Here is a 15,327-nt window from a genome sequence, read left to right as displayed (position 1 = left end):
TGAGTGCCCGGGGCGAGCGTCACTCAAGAGGCCTGCTCCTCGGCCAGCAGCGCCCGGGGTGGCGTGCGCCACAGGCGCAGTGCCGGCAGCGTCGCGGCGAGCAGCGCCACCACCACGGCGGTGGCCAGGGTCAGGGCGATCTCTCCAGGAAAGAGATGCAGCGGCAGCCGCCAGCCGAAGGCGGCCACGTTGATCACCGCCACCAGCCCCCAGGTGATGGCGATGCCCAGCGGCACGGCAACCAGGCCCACCGCCAGTGCCGCGCCACCCAGCTGGGCGAGCTGGACCCGAAGCAGCCGGCCCCTCGGCACGCCCAGGGCCCACATCGGCGCCAGCCGCCGGCGTCGCTCGCGGGCCTGGGCGAGCAGGCTGGCCAGCAGCGCCAGGGCGGCCACCGCCAGGGTCAGGGTGTTGAGGGCGCGGGTGATGGTGAAGGTGCGCTCGAAGATGCCGGTGGCGATGCGCTTGACCTCGGCCTGGTCGCGCAGGGCATCACGACCCAGGGCGAACTCGCGGCCCAGCGCCGCGGCGAGGGCCTCGGCATCGGCGCCGCGGGTCAGCACGATGCCGATGGAGTCCGCTGGGGCGGCGAAACGCCTGCCCAGCTCGTCGGCGGTCATCAGCACCTCGCCCCGCGGGTTGCCGTAGTCGGGATAGATCGCCGCCACCTGAAGGATCTCCCGGCCGCCGGATGAGGCCAGGGTCAGGCGATCCCCGGGGGCGAGCCCCTCGGCGATGGCCAGCTGCTCGTTGATAAAGGCGGCCCCGTCTCGCAGCGACGCCCAGGCCGCCGTCACATCCTGGTGGGTCTCCAGCAGCGGCCAGGTCGGGGTCAGGCTTTTCCCCGGGGTCAGGCCGAATAGCGAGACCGGCACCTCCAGGGGGCGCTCCCCCGAATCGCCGCTCACCGCCAGCAGGGTGCTCTCGCCCTGGCGGGTGGCCAGGCGCTCCTCCACTTCCGCACGCTCGCCCAACCAGGCGTGCACCGCGTCGAAGCGTTCCGCCGGTGGGTCCAGGTAGAGGTCGGCCACCAGCCGCTGATCGAGCCACTCCAGGAAGGTCAGGCGGAAGCCGCCGACCATGCTGTTGACCCCCAGGCTTGCCGAGAGCGCGATCAGCAGCGCCATCAGCGACAGCGACAGCCGCGGTAGCTGCAGCTGCAGATCGGCGAGCGCCCACTGGGCCAGCGGGCGCCGGCGGGCCAGGCGCGCAAGCCCCGCCAGGGCCGCGGCCAGCAGCGGCGGCAGCCATAGCGCCCCCAGCAGCAGCATGGCGGCCATCAGGGCAAACCCCGCCGCTAGCCCCTCGCCGGCGGGCTGTCGCGACAGCCAGGTCCATAGCCCCAGGCCGCTCAGCGCGACGACTCCGCCGGCCAGGGTCATGCGCCACAGCTGGCGCTGGTAGCCGGTGCGCCATGCCTGGGCGCGGCCGAGGTCGAGCACCGACAGGCGGGCGGCTCGCCACAGTACCCCGGTGCCGGCCAGCAGCAGGCCCCCCAGGGTGACCGCCAGGCCGCCGAACCAGTAGTGCCAGGGCAGGCGCAGCTCCACACCCACCCCGGCACCGTAGAGGCTGCCCAGGGTGGCGGCCACGTCGGGCAGCAGCGCCCGGGCCAGCCACACCCCGCCGGCGATGCCGGCCAGGGCACCGATAACGCCAAACAGCAGCAGCTCCAGGGCCAGGCCGGCCACCAGGGCGCGACCCGACACTCCCAGGGCGCGCAGGGTGCGCAGCATCTCCAGACGCTGCTCCAGGGCCAGGCCCAGGGCCGCCTGGACGATAAACAGGCCAACGATCAGCGCCAGCAGGGCCAGGGCGGTGAGGTTGAGGTGGAAGCTCTGGGTCAGCTGGCCCGGCGAGACCAGGTGGGTCGAACGGGTCAGGGTGAGGCCCGCCGGGGCCACCTCCAGCGCCCCCGGGGCGTTGACCAGTCGGCTCAGGGTCGCGCCGCTCTCGAGCAGCCTGGCCGCCGCGGCGATATCCATCACCAGCGTGTGGGGTGGCAGCGAGGGGGCCAGAAAGAGCGGCGGCAGTCGCCCCGCCCCCAGGGTCGGTGTCGCGCCCGGCGCTTCATCGAGTGCCAGGCCCAGGGCCGGCAGGGTGTCCGGGGCGATGCGCGTCTGCCAGGGCGGCGTCAGGAAACCGGTCAGCTCACCGGTGCTGTTGGCGGTGGCGAAGGCGCTGTCGCCGGGCAGGGTCAGGGGGTCGATGCCGATCAGCGTCAGGCGGGTGCCGTCGGGTGCGGTGAGCTCGCCCTCCAGCAGCGGGGAGACCGGCAGGCCCTGGCGGCGCAGGGCGAGGTAGTCGTCACGGGTCAGGGGGGCGCCATCGAGTCGCTCCAGGCGGTCGAGGCGGGTGGTGAACAGCGCCTCGGCCCGAGCATAGCTCTCCTTGGCCGAGGCATTGATCGCCTGCACGCCGCTCCACAGGGCGCTGGCCACCCACAGGCCCAGCAGCAGCATGGCCAGCTGGCCGGGGTGGCGGCGGTAGTGGGAGAGCAGGGTGGCGAGCAGGGTGGCAAGCGGGGTGGCCATCACGGTGTGGCCTCCTGTGCGGCCTGTTGCGACGAGGCCAGCCGGGCGTGCGAGAGCACCAGGCGGCGATCGAGAGGGGCGGCGACTCTCGGGCTGTGGGTCACCATCAGCAGCGCACAGCCGGTGTCGCGGACCAGCTCCAGCAACAGCGCCAGGATAGCGTCGGCGCTGCCCTCATCCAGATTGCCGGTGGGCTCGTCGGCGAGCAGCAGAGAGGGGCGTGGCGCCAGGGCGCGGCCGATGGCCAGGCGCTGCTGCTGGCCGCCGGAGAGCTGCTCGGGATAGCGCCCCTCCAGCCCGGCCAGCCCCAGCCGCTCGATCAGCTCCCTCGACCAGGCACTCCTCTCCACGCCGGCCAGGCGCGCCTGCAGGCGCAGGTTGTCGATCACGCTGAGGCTGGGCACCAGGTGGAACTGCTGGAAGACCAGCCCCAACCTCTCGCGGCGCAGCCTGGCGCGCTCGGGCTCGCCGAGCGTGGAGACCGCTCGGCCCCCCAGGCGCACCTCGCCGCTATCCGGCAGGTCGAGCCCGGCGGCCAGATGCAGCAGGGTGGACTTGCCGCTGCCCGACTCGCCCATCAGCGCCAGGCTCTGGCCCGCCTCCAGCGTCAGGTCGACGCCACGCAGCACCTCGAGGGGCCCTTGAGGGGTGGTGTAGGCCTTGTAGACCTGGTGAAACTCGAGCATGGCGGCCTCCCAGACGCTGGAGTGAGCGGATGCGGTCCAGCCTGGAATGGTGGCACAGAACCCGTGCCAGCCCCAGACGACGGTGGGAGGAGTGTGACCGACGCCATGATCGGGTATAACCAAGCACTCATGGGCCGGATGGCAAGAGGGAGACGAAGAGCATGACGGTGACGGTGTCACGGCATTTCGTTGGTGAGCTATTCCATGGTGTGCCGGGCATGGCGGCCGAGCGAGCCAGCCTGCTGCGGCGCGCCGGCATATCGCCGCGGCTGCTGGAGTCGTCACATGGCCGGGTGACCGTCGGGCAGTTTGCCACCCTCTACCGACTGCTGGTCAACGAGTGTGACGACGAGACCCCGGGCTTCTTCTCGCGGCCGCTGCGAGGCGGCACCCTCAAGCTGCTCTGCCTGAGTCTGCTGGAGGCGCCCACCCTCAAGGTGGCCCTGCACCGCTATCGGCTGTTCTTCCATATCCTGCTCGATGATTTTGGCTACGAGGTCAGTCATGCCGATGACCTGGTGCGGATCGGCCTGGTGGAACATCGCCCGCCGGCGGGCAGCCGCATCCTGGTGCATGAGCTGATGCTCAAGCTCTGGCATGGCATCGCCTCCTGGATGATCGCCCGCAAGATTCCGCCGATCACCCTGGAGTGCGCCTACCCCCAGCCCGCGCATAGCGCCGACTACCGCTACTTCTATCCCGGCCGGCTACTCTTCGATCGCCCCCAGACCGCGATCTACTTCGATCGGGCGGTGCTCGACGAGCCGATCCGCCAGACCAAGCGTCACCTGGGCGCCTTTCTGCAGCGTGCCCCGGCGGACTGGTTCTATGTCTCCTTCGAGGAGCGGCTGCTCTCCCACCGGGTGCGCGAGCACCTGACTCGCCAAGATGCCTATGCCGCCGGGGTGGCCGAGGTAGCCGAGGCGCTGCATATGTCGGTGCGAACCCTGTCGCGCCACCTGGCCGCGGAGGGCACGCGCTTTCAGGCGGTGAAGGACGAGTGCCGACGCGATGTCGCCGTGCAGGCCCTGACTCGCAGCGACCAGCCTCTCGCGAGTATCGCCCAGCGGCTCGGCTTCGAGGATCAGGCCTGCTTCAGCCGCGCCTTTCGTAGCTGGACCGGTGATACGCCCGCCGCCTACCGGCGGGCGGCATTGGCCCATGCCAGCTGACGATGTCTTTGCCGAACTTGTCGTCGGACACACCGGCAACGGGCACTTCATCGCTTGCAGGACGCAGCTCAATGACCTGGCTGGGCCCGGCCATGCACACCACCCTGAAGCAACTCATGTATCAGCAGCGCTCGATCAACAGCGCGATGCCCTGGCCGCCACCGATGCAGAGCGTGATCAGGCCGTAGCGGCCATCGATACGCTCCAGCTCGGCCAGCGCCTTGATCACCAGGATGGCCCCGGTGGCGCCCACCGGATGGCCGAGGCCCACCGCACCGCCATTGGGGTTGAGTTTGTCGGCGGGGAACTCCAGCGCATCGGCGACGGCGATGGCCTGGGCGGCGAAGGCCTCGTTGGATTCGATGACATCCATATCGTTGATGGAGAGGCCGGCCTGCTCGAGGCAGCGGCGTACCGCGGGAATCGGCCCCAGCCCCATCAGGTGTGGCTCGACTCCGGCGCTGGTGCCCACGCGCAGCCGTGCCCGGGGCCTCAGGCCCTGGCGTTCCGCCTCGTCGGCATGGGCCAGCACCAGGCTTGCCGCGCCATCGTTGAGACCCGAGGCGTTGCCGGCGGTGACCAGGCCCTCCTTCTGGAAGGCGGGCCGGAGGCGGGCGAGCTCCTCCAGGGTGACGCCGTCGCGCACATGCTCGTCACGCTCGAAGACGCGCTCCTGCTTCCCCTCACGCACGGTGACCGGCACGATCTGCTCGGTAAAGCGCCCCTCGGCGATGGCTCGGGCCGCCTTGTGGTGACTCTGCATGGCAAACCGGTCGACCGTCTCCCGGCTCAGTCCGCAGCGGCTGGCGATGTTTTCGGCGGTAACGCCCATATGGCCACTGCCGAAGGGGTCGCTGAGAATGCCCAGGGTCAGGTCGGTCACCTCGGCGTGGCCCATGCGCAAGCCGCTACGCGCCTGGGGTGGCAGCAGATAGGCCCCGCGGCTCATGGACTCGGCACCGCCCGACAGGGCGAAGCGGCTATCGCCCAGGGCGATCTGCTGGGCCGCCGACAGCAGTGCTTGTACGCCGGAGCCACACAGGCGGTTGACGTTGAAGGCGCCGGCGGCATCGGGAACGCCGGCATCCCGGGCGATATGGCGTGCCAGATAGGCGTCCTCGGGGCCGGTGGTGATGATATGGCCGTAGACGGCGTGATCGATCGCTTCGGCCTCGACCCCGGCGCGCTTCAATGCCTCCCGAGCGGTGAGGGTGCCGAGCTCATGGGGGGCCAGCCCCGCGAGGCTGCCGCCAAAGCCGCCGATGGCGGTGCGGGCGCCGTCCAGGATAACAACGGAATCGAGGTACATAAGGGACCCTCCAGGTTCAGGCCTTGCCCAGCAGCGAGCGGGCGACGACTTCTTTCATGATTTCCGAGGTGCCGGCGTAGATGGTCTGCACCCGGGCATCCAGGTAGAAGCGTGAGATGGGGTATTCGCGGGTATAGCCATAGCCACCGAACAGCTGCAGGCAGGTATTGGCGGTGGCGCACTGCATTTCGGTGAGGCGCAGCTTGAGGATGGCTGCCTCGGTAGGGCCCATGGTGCCCAGGCGATACTGGGCCATGCACTTCTCGAGATAGGCACGGCCCATGTCGATATCCGCCCGCACCTCGGCCAGGGTGAAGCGGGTATTCTGGAAATCGCCCACCCGCTGGCCGAAGGCGCGGCGCTCCTTCACGTACTCGAGCGTCAGCTCCAGTGCGCCCTGCATGGCGCCCAGTGCCTGGGCGCCGACGCCGAGGCGCTCCCGGGGCAACTCCTGCATCAGGTAGGCAAAGCCGGCGCCTTCCTCACCGAGCAGGGCATCCTCGGGCAGCTCGATGCCGTCGAAGAACAGCTCGGCGGTGTCGCTGGCGTGCTGGCCGATCTTCTTGATCGGCTGACCACGAGTGAAGCCGGGCAGCGAGGTGTCGACCAGAAACAGCGAGACGCCCCTGGCGCCGGCATCGGGATCGGTCTTGGCACAGACGATCACCAGATCGGCCACCTGGCCGTTGGTGATGAAGATCTTGCTGCCCTCCAGGCGCCAGCCCGCTGCGGTACGCCGGGCCCGGGTCTTGATGGCCGCCAGGTCACTGCCGGCCCCGGGCTCGGTCATGGCGATGGCGCCAATCGCCTCGCCACTGGCCATGGAGGGAAGCCAGCGCCGCTGTTGTGCCGGGGAGGCGATATGCAGCAGATAGGGCATGACGATATTGGCGTGGATGTTGTAGGCGCTGGCCAGCCCGCCGAAGCCATGCCGCGAGATCTCCTCGATGACCAGCTGGGTAATGGCGACGTCGGCACCGGCCCCACCCAGGGCCTCCGGCATGTCGATACCCAACAGCCCCGCCTCACCCATCTGGCGCCAGAGTGCGCGAGGCATCTCGCCGGCTTCCTCCCAGGCCTCGTAGTGGGGGGTGACCTCCTGTTCGAGGAAGCGGCAGATCATGTCGTGAAACAGCGGGGTCATCTCGTCCTGTGGTGTACTCACGATCACGGGTGAAGCTCCTTGCGCAGGTGTCGCTTGAGAATCTTGCCGGCGGTGCTCTTGGGCAGTGCATCACTGAAGTGAATCTGCTTGGGTACCTTGTAGTGCGCCATGCGGGCTCGAGCATGCTCGATCAGCGCCTCCTCGCTGACTTCCTCACCCTCCCTGAGCACCACCACGGCGGTAATCGCCTCGATCCACTTCTCATCCGGCAGCCCGATCACGGCTACCTCGGAGACGGCGGGGTGCTGGAACATCACGTCTTCCACCTCGCGACTGGCCACCAGCACACCCCCGGTATTGATCACGTCCTTGATGCGATCGACGATGAACAGATAGCCCTCCTCATCGAGGTAGCCCACATCGCCAGAGTGGAACCAGCCGCCAAGAAACGCCTCTTCGGTCATCTCGGGCTTGCCCCAGTAGCCGGTGAGCAGTTGAGGCGAGCGATGAATGATCTCGCCCTGCTCCCCGGCCGGTACGTCGTTCATCTCGGCGTCGACGATGCGGGTTTCCACGGTGAGGATGGGGCGCCCCGCCGAGGCCGGCCTGGCATCGTGCTCCTCGGGACGCAGCACCGTGGCCAGCGGGGCGATCTCGCTCTGGCCGTAGCAGTTGTAGAGCCCTACGCCGGGGATGCGGCGATGCAGCTCCTCCACCACCGGAACCGGCATGATCGAGGCACCGTAGTAGGCCTTCTTCAGGTGGCCGAGATCATGTCGATCGAACTCCGGGTGGCGCAGCAGGCCGATCCACACGGTAGGCGGGGCGAAGAATGACACGATGCCGTGGCGCTGGATCTGTGCCAGGCAGTCGTCCGGGGCCGGCGCCTCGCGAAGGTGTATCGGTGCGCCCAGCAGCAGGGCCGGCATCAGGAAGACGTGCATCTGTGCCGAGTGATAGAGGGGCAGGGCGGCCAGCATCGGCTCGTCGGCCTTGATATCCAGCTCCACCATGCAGGCCATGTACTCGGCGAGCAGGGCCTGGTGGGTCATCATCGCCGCCTTGGGGGCGGCGGTTGTGCCCGAGGTGTAGAGCAGCTGGGCCAGGCTCTGGCTATCGAGCATGACCTCGGGCTCGGAGGCATCACCCGTGCCGAGGGCCTCCCGAATCACATCGAAATCGTCACCCTCCTGAGCATGCAGGGTACCGGAAAGCACCAGGTCATGGCCTCGGCAGGCGGCCTCCACCTTGTCGACCAGGCTGAGATCGCTCAGCAGGCCGCTGGCACCGGACTGTTCGAGGATATAGCTGAGCTCCTCGCTGCTCAGGGCGAAATTGATCGGCACATGCACCAGGCCGGCACGGGTGGCGGCCAGCCAGGCGATCACATAGGCGTCGGAATTCTTGCCGTAGACCGCCAGGCGATCCCCGGGCTCGAGGCCCAGGGCCAGCAGGCGATTGGCCACCCGGTTGACTGCCCGGTCGAGTTCGCCATAGCTCCACTGGCGATCGTTGAAGATCAGTGCCGAACGTGCGGCGTGCTTGCGGGCGGTGCGCCCCAGGGCGGCGCCGATGGTGTGCTGCTGGATGCGGTTCTGCATGGTCATCTCATCTCCACGAGTTGTGCTGTCTTGTTGGGGGGAGAGGGGCGTCAGGCATCGCTGTGCTTGATCAGGCGGCAGTCGCTCTGGTCCAGGGGCCGAAACGCTTCGGCGGCGGGAATGGTGCGTACCAGGCGGAAGAGATCGTCCTCGTCGGCGGCTTCCTGCGGTGACTTCACCTCCACCAGGTACATGTCATGAACCATGCGCCCGTCCTCGCGGATATAGCCGCCGCTGGCGAAGATATCGTCGATCGGAGTTGCCGCCATCTGGGCGCGTACCGCCTGGGCCTCATCGGTGGCGGTCGACTCGATGGCCTGCAGATAGTGCAGGGTGCTGGAGTAGAGGCCGGCATGAACCTGAGTGGGCATGCTGCCGGTGCGCTCGCGGAAGCGCTCGGCCCAGGCGCGGGCCTCGTCATCGATATCGTGGAACCAGGCGGTGGTGAACTGCAGACCCTGGGCGGCCTCGAGGCCGAGGCTGCGCACGTCGGTGCTGAACAGCACCATGCCGGCCAGGATCTGGCCCGCCTGTGTCAATCCGAACTGACCGGCGGTACGAATGGCATTGATGGTGTCGGAGCCCGCGTTGTTGAGGGCGATAACATCGGCACCAGAGGCCTGGGCCTGCAGCATGTACGACGAAAAGTCGCTGCTGGGGAAGGGGTGGCGGATGCTGCCGACCACGTTGCCGCCACTCTCCTCCACCACTCGCGCGACATCGCGCTCCAGGGCGTGGCCGAAGGAGTAGTCGGCGCTCAGCAGGTACCAGTCGGTGTTGCCTTTCTGGGTGATGGCACTGGCAGTGCCGTTGGACATGGCCCAGGTGTCGTAGACCCAGTGGACATGGTTGGGTGAGCAGCTTTCGTTGGTGATGCTCGAGGAGACCGCACCGTTGACCAGTCCCAGGCGGTTCTCCTCCTCGAGGAGCTTGACGGTGGCAAGCGTTACCGAGGAGGCCACCAGGCCGGTCACCATGTCCACGTTGCGTTCGTCGATCCACTCGCGTACCACGCTGGAGCCCACGTCGGGGCTATTGCGGTCATCGGCACTGAACAGCACCACCTTGGCACCGGCCACCTTGCCTCCCATGTCCTCGATGGCCATCCGGATGGCATCCTCGCCCAGGGGGCCGATGGGATCTCGGTAGGCACCGGTCATGTCGGCCAGGTAGCCGATGCGGATCTCGTTATCGGTGATGGCGGCGGTAGCGGACTGGGAGGCGAGCAGCATGGAGGCGGCGAGAGTGCCGAGGGCAAACGTGCGGGTAGGGATCATGTGGGTGCCTTTGCGTTTTTGCGTTGTTGTTGTCGATCTTGGAGCGGGTGGTGAACCGGTGCCCCGTGACCCATGGTAGGAACAAAGATCGGGAAGGGGTTGATCTATCGGGCCAGGATTTTTGCATTTACTGCCAATTTTCCGGCCGTATCGCCGTACTGGCGGAATCAAGGCCTCGGTTAGTCGACATATACGGCCAAGATATGAGACCCCCAATAACGCAAGGAGGCGCCCGAAGGCGCCTCATGCTGGCTGGTCGAACTTAGTGGCTGAGTGGCTGAGTGGCTCAGTGATCGTGACCATGATCCTCGTGATCGTGATCGTGATCGTGATCGTGATCGTCATGCCCCGGCTCGGCCAGGGCGTCGTGCAGGGTGTGGGCGTTGTGGCGCATCATGCCCAGCCAGGTGCTGGCCTCGCCTTCGCTGGCCAGGGCGTCGGCGTAGAGGGTGCCGGCGATGGGCAGACCGGTCTCCTCGGCCAGCTGCTCGAGCAGGGCGGGGCTGGTCATGTTCTCGTGGAAGAGGGCGCGCACATCCTGCTCGTGGATCACCTCGATCAGGCCGGCCATATCGGCGGCGCTGGGTTCGGCGTCGGTGGAGAGTCCCTGGAGTGACATGAAGCGCAGCCCGTAGGCGTGGGCGAAGTGGCCGAAGGAGGCGTGGCCGGTGATGACGCTGGTGGTGGCGGGGATCTCGTCGATCAGCGCGCGGACTTCGTCATCGGCCGCCTCGATCGCGTCGATATAGCGGGCCGCGTTGGCGGTATAGGCATCGGCGTTCTCCGGGTCGGCTTCGATCAGGCCGTCGCGGATATTGGCCACATAACGCTTGCCGGCGATCAGGTCCTGCCAGGCGTGGGGGTCCTGGTCGCCATGGTCATGTGCATCTTGGCTGGCGTGGCCATGTGCGTCATGGCCGCCGTGCTGCTCGTCATGATCGCTGTGGTCATGCTCGTCATGGCCACCGTGCTCCTCATGCTCGGCATCGGCCAGCCCCTCGATGCCCTCCGTGGTGACCACCAGTGGCCCGGTGTAGTCGCTGGCTGCCACCAGGCGCTCCATCCAGCCCTCGAACTGCAGGCCGTTGAAGACCACCAGATCCGCCTCGGCCAGGGCTCGGGCGTCGGTGGGCCGCGGTGAATAGACATGGGCATCGCTGTCGGGGCCCACCAGGGAGGTGACCTCGACATGTTCGCCACCGACATTCTCGACCATATCGGCGAGGATGCTGAAGCTGGCCAGCACCTGCACGCGCTCCTCGGCATGGGCGGTGGGCAGGGCGAGCAGGGCGGCCAGGCCCAGGGCATTGATGGCGGGGGACAGCGGACGCATGACAGGGGATCTCCGTTGAGTCATTCGGGTTCCGGGGCGCCCAGCGGCGTGGCGCGGCGACGCAGCCGGGCGAGCAGGCTGTGGTGGCGACCCACCAGGGCCGAGAGCAGGTAGCCGCTCCCGGCGAGCAGGATGATCGAGGGGCCCGAGGGCAGGTTGAGATGATAGGAGAGCAGCAGCCCGCCGCTGCTGGCGATCAGGGCGACCAGGATGGCGATGCCGATCAGCCCCTCGAGGCGCTGGCTCCAGAAGCGGGCGGTGGTCGCCGGCAGCATCATCAGGCCCACCGCCATCAGGGTGCCCAGGGTCTGGAAGCCGGCGGTCAGGTTGAGCACCACCAGGCCCAGGAAGACGCCATGGATCAGGCTCACCGGGCTGCCCTGGCCACGCAGGAACAGCGGGTCCAGGCACTCCACCACCAGGGCGCGGAAGATCACCGCCAGCACTACCACGATCAGGCTGCTGATGGCGGCGATCAGCAGCAGGGCGGTGGTGTCGACGGCCAGTATCGAGCCGAACAGCACATGGGTGAGGTCGACGCTGCTGCCACCCATGGAGACCAGCATGACGCCGGCGGCCAGCGAGATCAGGAAGAAGCTGGCCATGGCCGAGTCCTCGCGATGGCCGGTCATCTGCGACACGCTGCCGGCCAGCACCGCGACCAGCAGGCCCGAGAGGATGCCGCCCAGGCTCATCAGCGGCAGCGAGAAGCCGGCGGCCAGGAAGCCCAGGGCCACCCCGGGCAGGATGGCGTGGGCCATGGCATCGCCGATCAGGCTCATGCCGCGCAGCATCAGGAACACCCCCAGCGGCGGGGCGGCCAGCGACAGCGCCAGGCCGGCCACCAGGGCGCGCTTCATGAAGCCGTAGTCGAGGGGGGCCAGCAGCCAGGCGTCAAGCAGTTCCAGCATCGAAGGTATCCGGGAAGGTGAGGGGCAGGCGGGGGGCACGGGGCGGCTGTCCGGCGTAACGCTCCAGAAGAGAGTCAGGGTTCGCCCAACGGCCGTGGCCACCGGTCAGTATCAGCACGTCATCGGCCAGGCGCGAGAGCTGCTCCAGGTCATGCAGTACCACCACGATGGTGGCGCCATTCCGGGCCATGTCGCGCAGCACATCCATCAGCACGTCCACCGTCTCGATATCGACGTTGGCGAAGGGCTCGTCGAGCAGCAGCAGCTCGGCCTCCTGCATCAGGGTGCGGCCGATCAGTGCGCGCTGGCGCTGGCCGCCGGAGAGCTCACCCAGCTGGCGATGCGCCAGGTGCGAGATGCCCAGGCGCGCCATGATCTCGCGGCCGCGGCGGTAGTGGGCCGCACAGTACCCCTTGAGGGCGCCGTGGCTGGGCCAGCTGCCGGTCATGATCAGCTCTTCCACGCTCATCGGGAAGGTAAGATCCAGGGCCAGCTGCTGGGGCAGCCAGGCACGGCGCTCCTTGGGCACCTGGCAGGCCACCCGGCCGGAGATCGGTCGCAGCATGCCCATGATGGCGCTGATCAGGGTGCTCTTGCCGGCCCCGTTGGTGCCCATCAGGGCGGTGATGGCACCGTCCTGGAAGCGACCCTCCAGATGCTCCAGCACGGTGCGCCCGCCGCGGGCCAGGGTCAGGTTCTCGAGCTGCAGGCGTGACATCACACCCCCCAGCCGGCGGCCCAGGCCACCGCCAGCCACAGGGCCACCAGCGGTAGTGCCGCCAGCAGCAGGCGGCGGGTGGCCGAAAGCGACATCAGCGAGAAGTGGCAGGGTCCTTCCGGGCGGTGCCGGTGTCTGCGGTGTGCCATGGGGTCCTCTGGGCAGTAGGCGGCGGAAAGCGGCAAAAGTTATAACATAACAAAACGCTGGCTGACCAGTGCCTATATGTTGACTGGCCCCTGCCTGGAGCGGTCGCCGCGCGGGGCTTCGTAAGGAGTGGGCTCTACAGCCCCAGGGCGTGACGCATCACCGCGCGCTTGGCACCCTCCAGACGCTCGGCCACGGCCATGCCGGCGGCACCAGCGTGGCGCAGCGGGGCGGCGCCGGTGAAGACATGATGGAAGGTCTCCATGGCGGCGATCATCGCCAGGGTCTGGGGGCGCCGCTCCCGGGCATAGCCGGCCAGTGGCGCCCGGCCGCCGGGGTCGTGCCGCGACCGGAAGGCATTGATCACCCGCCGGCTCAACGCCTCGGCGTCCTGCATGCCCAGGTTGAGTCCCTGGCCGGCCAGCGGGTGGATCACATGGGCGGCATCGCCCACCAGTGCCAGGCGCGGGCGCACATAGCGTTCGGCGTGGCGACGCCGAATGGGGAAGCTGGCCCGCCCGAGCACTTCCTCCACGCCGCCCAGGCGAGTGGGAAACTCCTGCTCGATGGCCAGGCGCAGCGCCTCGTCATCCAGCGCCTCCCGGGCCAGGGTGGCCTCGGCAGTGTCGTACCAGATCAGCGAGGCGTAGTGACCGGGCAGCGGCAGCATCGCCTGGGGTCCCTGGGGGGCGAAGCGTTGCCAGCTGACATCCTGCTGGGGCAGCCGGGTACGCACGTTGGTGATCAGGGCGCGCTGGCCGTAGTCCTCGTCGCGGGTGGCGATGCCGGCCAGCTCCCGGGTGTGGGAGCCGGCGCCGTCGGCACCCACCACCAGCCGCGTCGCCAGCAGGCGGCCGTTATCGAGCTCCAGCAGGCAGCGGTGCCCGCCGGGCACCCAGGCCACCGGGCCGGCGTGGCAGATCGTGGTGACACCAGGCAGCTCGGCCAGGCGTTGCCACAGGGCGCGACGGATCACCCGGTTCTCGACGAAGAAGCCGAAGTCGGGCAGCTCGAGGTCGATGGCACTGAAGCGTATATGGCGCTTCTCGGCCGCATCGCTGGCCTCGATATGGCGGAAGGGGCAGCGCCGCGACTCGGGAATGAAGGACCAGGCGCCGACCTCCTCCAGCAGGCGCTGGGAGGCGAGGTTGAGCGACGACACCCGCAGGTCGAAGGGAGCGTCATCGGGAATCGCCGCCGGTGGAGCGCCGCCCTCCACCAGTGCCACGCGCATGCCGGCCTGACCCAGCGCCGCCGCCACGGCCGCCCCGACCATGCCGCCGCCAACGATGACCGCATCCAGGGTGTCGTCCATGCCTCTCTCCACGTCACATTTTTTCAGGGGGCTATTGTCGGGGGCTTGCCGGCCGCTGCCAAGCGAGTCCGCCTTGCTTTCTGCCCAGGGCCAGCGCCGATAGCGTCGGTCGTTCGGAGCCGGCACGGGGCAGGGTGCCCAACCGCGCGCAGGTATCGCCCTCACTCGAACTGCTCGGTATCGACCTCGGCCTGCGGCCCTTCGGCATAGCGTGCACCGGCGATACGCGGCGGGGCGAACAGCGCATCCAGGCGCGTTACGTCGTCGGCGCTCAGGGGCAGTTCCTCGGCGGCCAGGTTCTCACGCATATGGGTCACGCGGCGGGTGCCGGGGATGGGCAGGATGTCGTCGCCCTTGGCACGCAGCCAGGCCAGGGCGAGCTGGCCAGTGGTGGCTTCCCGCTCGTGGGCCAGGCGCTCGAGTTCGGTCAGCAATTCCAGATTGCGAGTGAGGTTCTCGGTGGTGAAACGGGGCATGCCGAGGCGTACATCGCCCTCGACCAGGCTCTCCCGCTCGCGGACCGACCCGGCAAGGAAGCCGCGCCCCAGTGGGCTGAAGGCCACGAGCAGGGTATCGGCCTCACGGCACGCTTCGAGTACCGCGATCTCGGGGTTGCGGGTCCACAGCGAGTACTCCGTCTGCAGCGCGGCGATGGGGTGTTCGGAGCGCGCCCGACGCAGGGTGGCCGCGGATACCTCGGAGAGGCCGATGGCGCCGATCTTGCCCTCCTCCATCAGTCGCCCCAGTTCGCCCACACTCTCCTCGATGGGCACCCCCTTGTCCCAGCGGTGCAGGTAGTAGAGGTCGAGATGGTCGGTCTGCATGCGCTCGAGACTCGCCTCGCACTGGCGGCGCAGGGTGGCAGGGCGGCCATCGATCACCTTTCGGCCCAGCTCGGGGTCGATGGCCATGCCGCACTTGCTGGCCAGCAGAATCTCGTCACGCTTGCCGGCGAGCGCCCTGCCCACCAGGCGCTCGTTGGCGGTGGCGCCATACAGGGTGGCGGTGTCGAAGTGGCGATAGCCCATCTTGAAGGCTTCCTCCAGGGCGCGCCGCCCCTCGGCCTCCGAAAGCGAGTGGCCGTAGCCGTGGGAGAGGTTCATGCAGCCCAGGCCGATGGCGGGGGAGGAGACGGCCTTGAGGCGAGCGATCAGGGGGTTCATCACGGATCCTTGTAGTGTGTTAAGGATGGTGTGTTCAGGGCGACGGGCGACAATCT

Annotated in this window: 13 protein-coding genes; 1 reads left to right on the top strand and 12 read right to left on the bottom strand. The window is 68.5% G+C overall.

Translation table 11 applies throughout. The features are described 5' to 3' along the window. Positions 1–23: 23 nt before the first annotated feature. Positions 24–2,534, bottom strand: a complete 2,511-nt coding sequence (locus RM463_RS10970; RefSeq protein ID WP_311430041.1) for an ABC transporter permease — start codon at positions 2,532–2,534, stop codon at positions 24–26. After that, a complete protein-coding gene (locus RM463_RS10965) occupies positions 2,534–3,220 on the bottom strand; it encodes an ABC transporter ATP-binding protein (protein ID WP_311430040.1) in 687 nt (228 codons plus the stop codon). The genes RM463_RS10970 and RM463_RS10965 overlap by 1 nt, the downstream gene beginning before the upstream one ends. Positions 3,221–3,381: 161 nt before the next feature. Here RM463_RS10965 and RM463_RS10960 point away from each other — a divergent pair, with 161 nt between their 5' ends. After that, complete coding sequence (locus RM463_RS10960) at positions 3,382–4,392, top strand: AraC family transcriptional regulator ligand-binding domain-containing protein (protein WP_311430039.1); 1,011 nt, start codon at positions 3,382–3,384, stop codon at positions 4,390–4,392. A 121-nt stretch (positions 4,393–4,513) separates the two neighbouring features. On the opposite strand, the gene bktB is transcribed toward RM463_RS10960, so the two are convergent. The 10 genes from bktB to RM463_RS10910 form a co-directional block, all read right to left on the bottom strand. Next, complete coding sequence (gene bktB / locus RM463_RS10955; RefSeq protein ID WP_311430038.1) at positions 4,514–5,701, bottom strand: beta-ketothiolase BktB; 1,188 nt, start codon at positions 5,699–5,701, stop codon at positions 4,514–4,516. A 16-nt stretch (positions 5,702–5,717) separates the two neighbouring features. Then, positions 5,718–6,845 (bottom strand): acyl-CoA dehydrogenase family protein, encoded by a 1,128-nt coding sequence (locus tag RM463_RS10950; protein ID WP_311430142.1) that lies wholly within the window; start codon positions 6,843–6,845, stop codon positions 5,718–5,720. 23 nt (positions 6,846–6,868) lie between these two features. After that, positions 6,869–8,413 carry an acyl-CoA synthetase gene (locus RM463_RS10945; RefSeq protein ID WP_311430037.1) on the bottom strand — a complete coding sequence of 515 codons (1,545 nt, stop codon included), beginning with the start codon at positions 8,411–8,413 and terminating at the stop codon, positions 6,869–6,871. Positions 8,414–8,457: 44 nt separating this feature from the next. Further along, on the bottom strand, positions 8,458–9,684 hold the full coding sequence (locus RM463_RS10940; protein WP_311430036.1) for an ABC transporter substrate-binding protein: 1,227 nt from the start codon (positions 9,682–9,684) through the stop codon (positions 8,458–8,460). Positions 9,685–9,970: 286 nt separating this feature from the next. Continuing rightward, the gene (locus tag RM463_RS10935; RefSeq protein ID WP_311430035.1) at positions 9,971–11,017 is read right to left on the bottom strand and encodes a metal ABC transporter solute-binding protein, Zn/Mn family; all 1,047 of its coding nucleotides are present in this window, start codon (positions 11,015–11,017) and stop codon (positions 9,971–9,973) included. Between the two features lie 20 nt (positions 11,018–11,037). After that, complete coding sequence (locus RM463_RS10930) at positions 11,038–11,928, bottom strand: metal ABC transporter permease (RefSeq protein ID WP_195689515.1); 891 nt, start codon at positions 11,926–11,928, stop codon at positions 11,038–11,040. Next, complete coding sequence (locus RM463_RS10925) at positions 11,912–12,646, bottom strand: metal ABC transporter ATP-binding protein (RefSeq protein ID WP_311430034.1); 735 nt, start codon at positions 12,644–12,646, stop codon at positions 11,912–11,914. Before RM463_RS10925 ends, RM463_RS10930 begins: the two co-directional genes overlap by 17 nt. After that, positions 12,646–12,795: a hypothetical protein gene (locus RM463_RS10920; protein ID WP_165927470.1), complete on the bottom strand. Its 150-nt coding sequence runs from the start codon at positions 12,793–12,795 to the stop codon at positions 12,646–12,648. Before RM463_RS10920 ends, RM463_RS10925 begins: the two co-directional genes overlap by 1 nt. 134 nt (positions 12,796–12,929) lie before the next feature. Continuing rightward, on the bottom strand, positions 12,930–14,108 hold the full coding sequence (locus RM463_RS10915) for an FAD-dependent monooxygenase (protein ID WP_311430033.1): 1,179 nt from the start codon (positions 14,106–14,108) through the stop codon (positions 12,930–12,932). Between the two features lie 161 nt (positions 14,109–14,269). Then, positions 14,270–15,271: an aldo/keto reductase gene (locus RM463_RS10910; protein ID WP_311430032.1), complete on the bottom strand. Its 1,002-nt coding sequence runs from the start codon at positions 15,269–15,271 to the stop codon at positions 14,270–14,272. Positions 15,272–15,327: the final 56 nt, after the last annotated feature.

It is taken from the genome of Halomonas sp. LES1 (assembly GCF_031846005.1).
Taxonomy (GTDB): Bacteria; Pseudomonadota; Gammaproteobacteria; order Pseudomonadales; family Halomonadaceae; genus Halomonas.
This window is presented reverse-complemented; position numbering and strand designations above follow the sequence as displayed.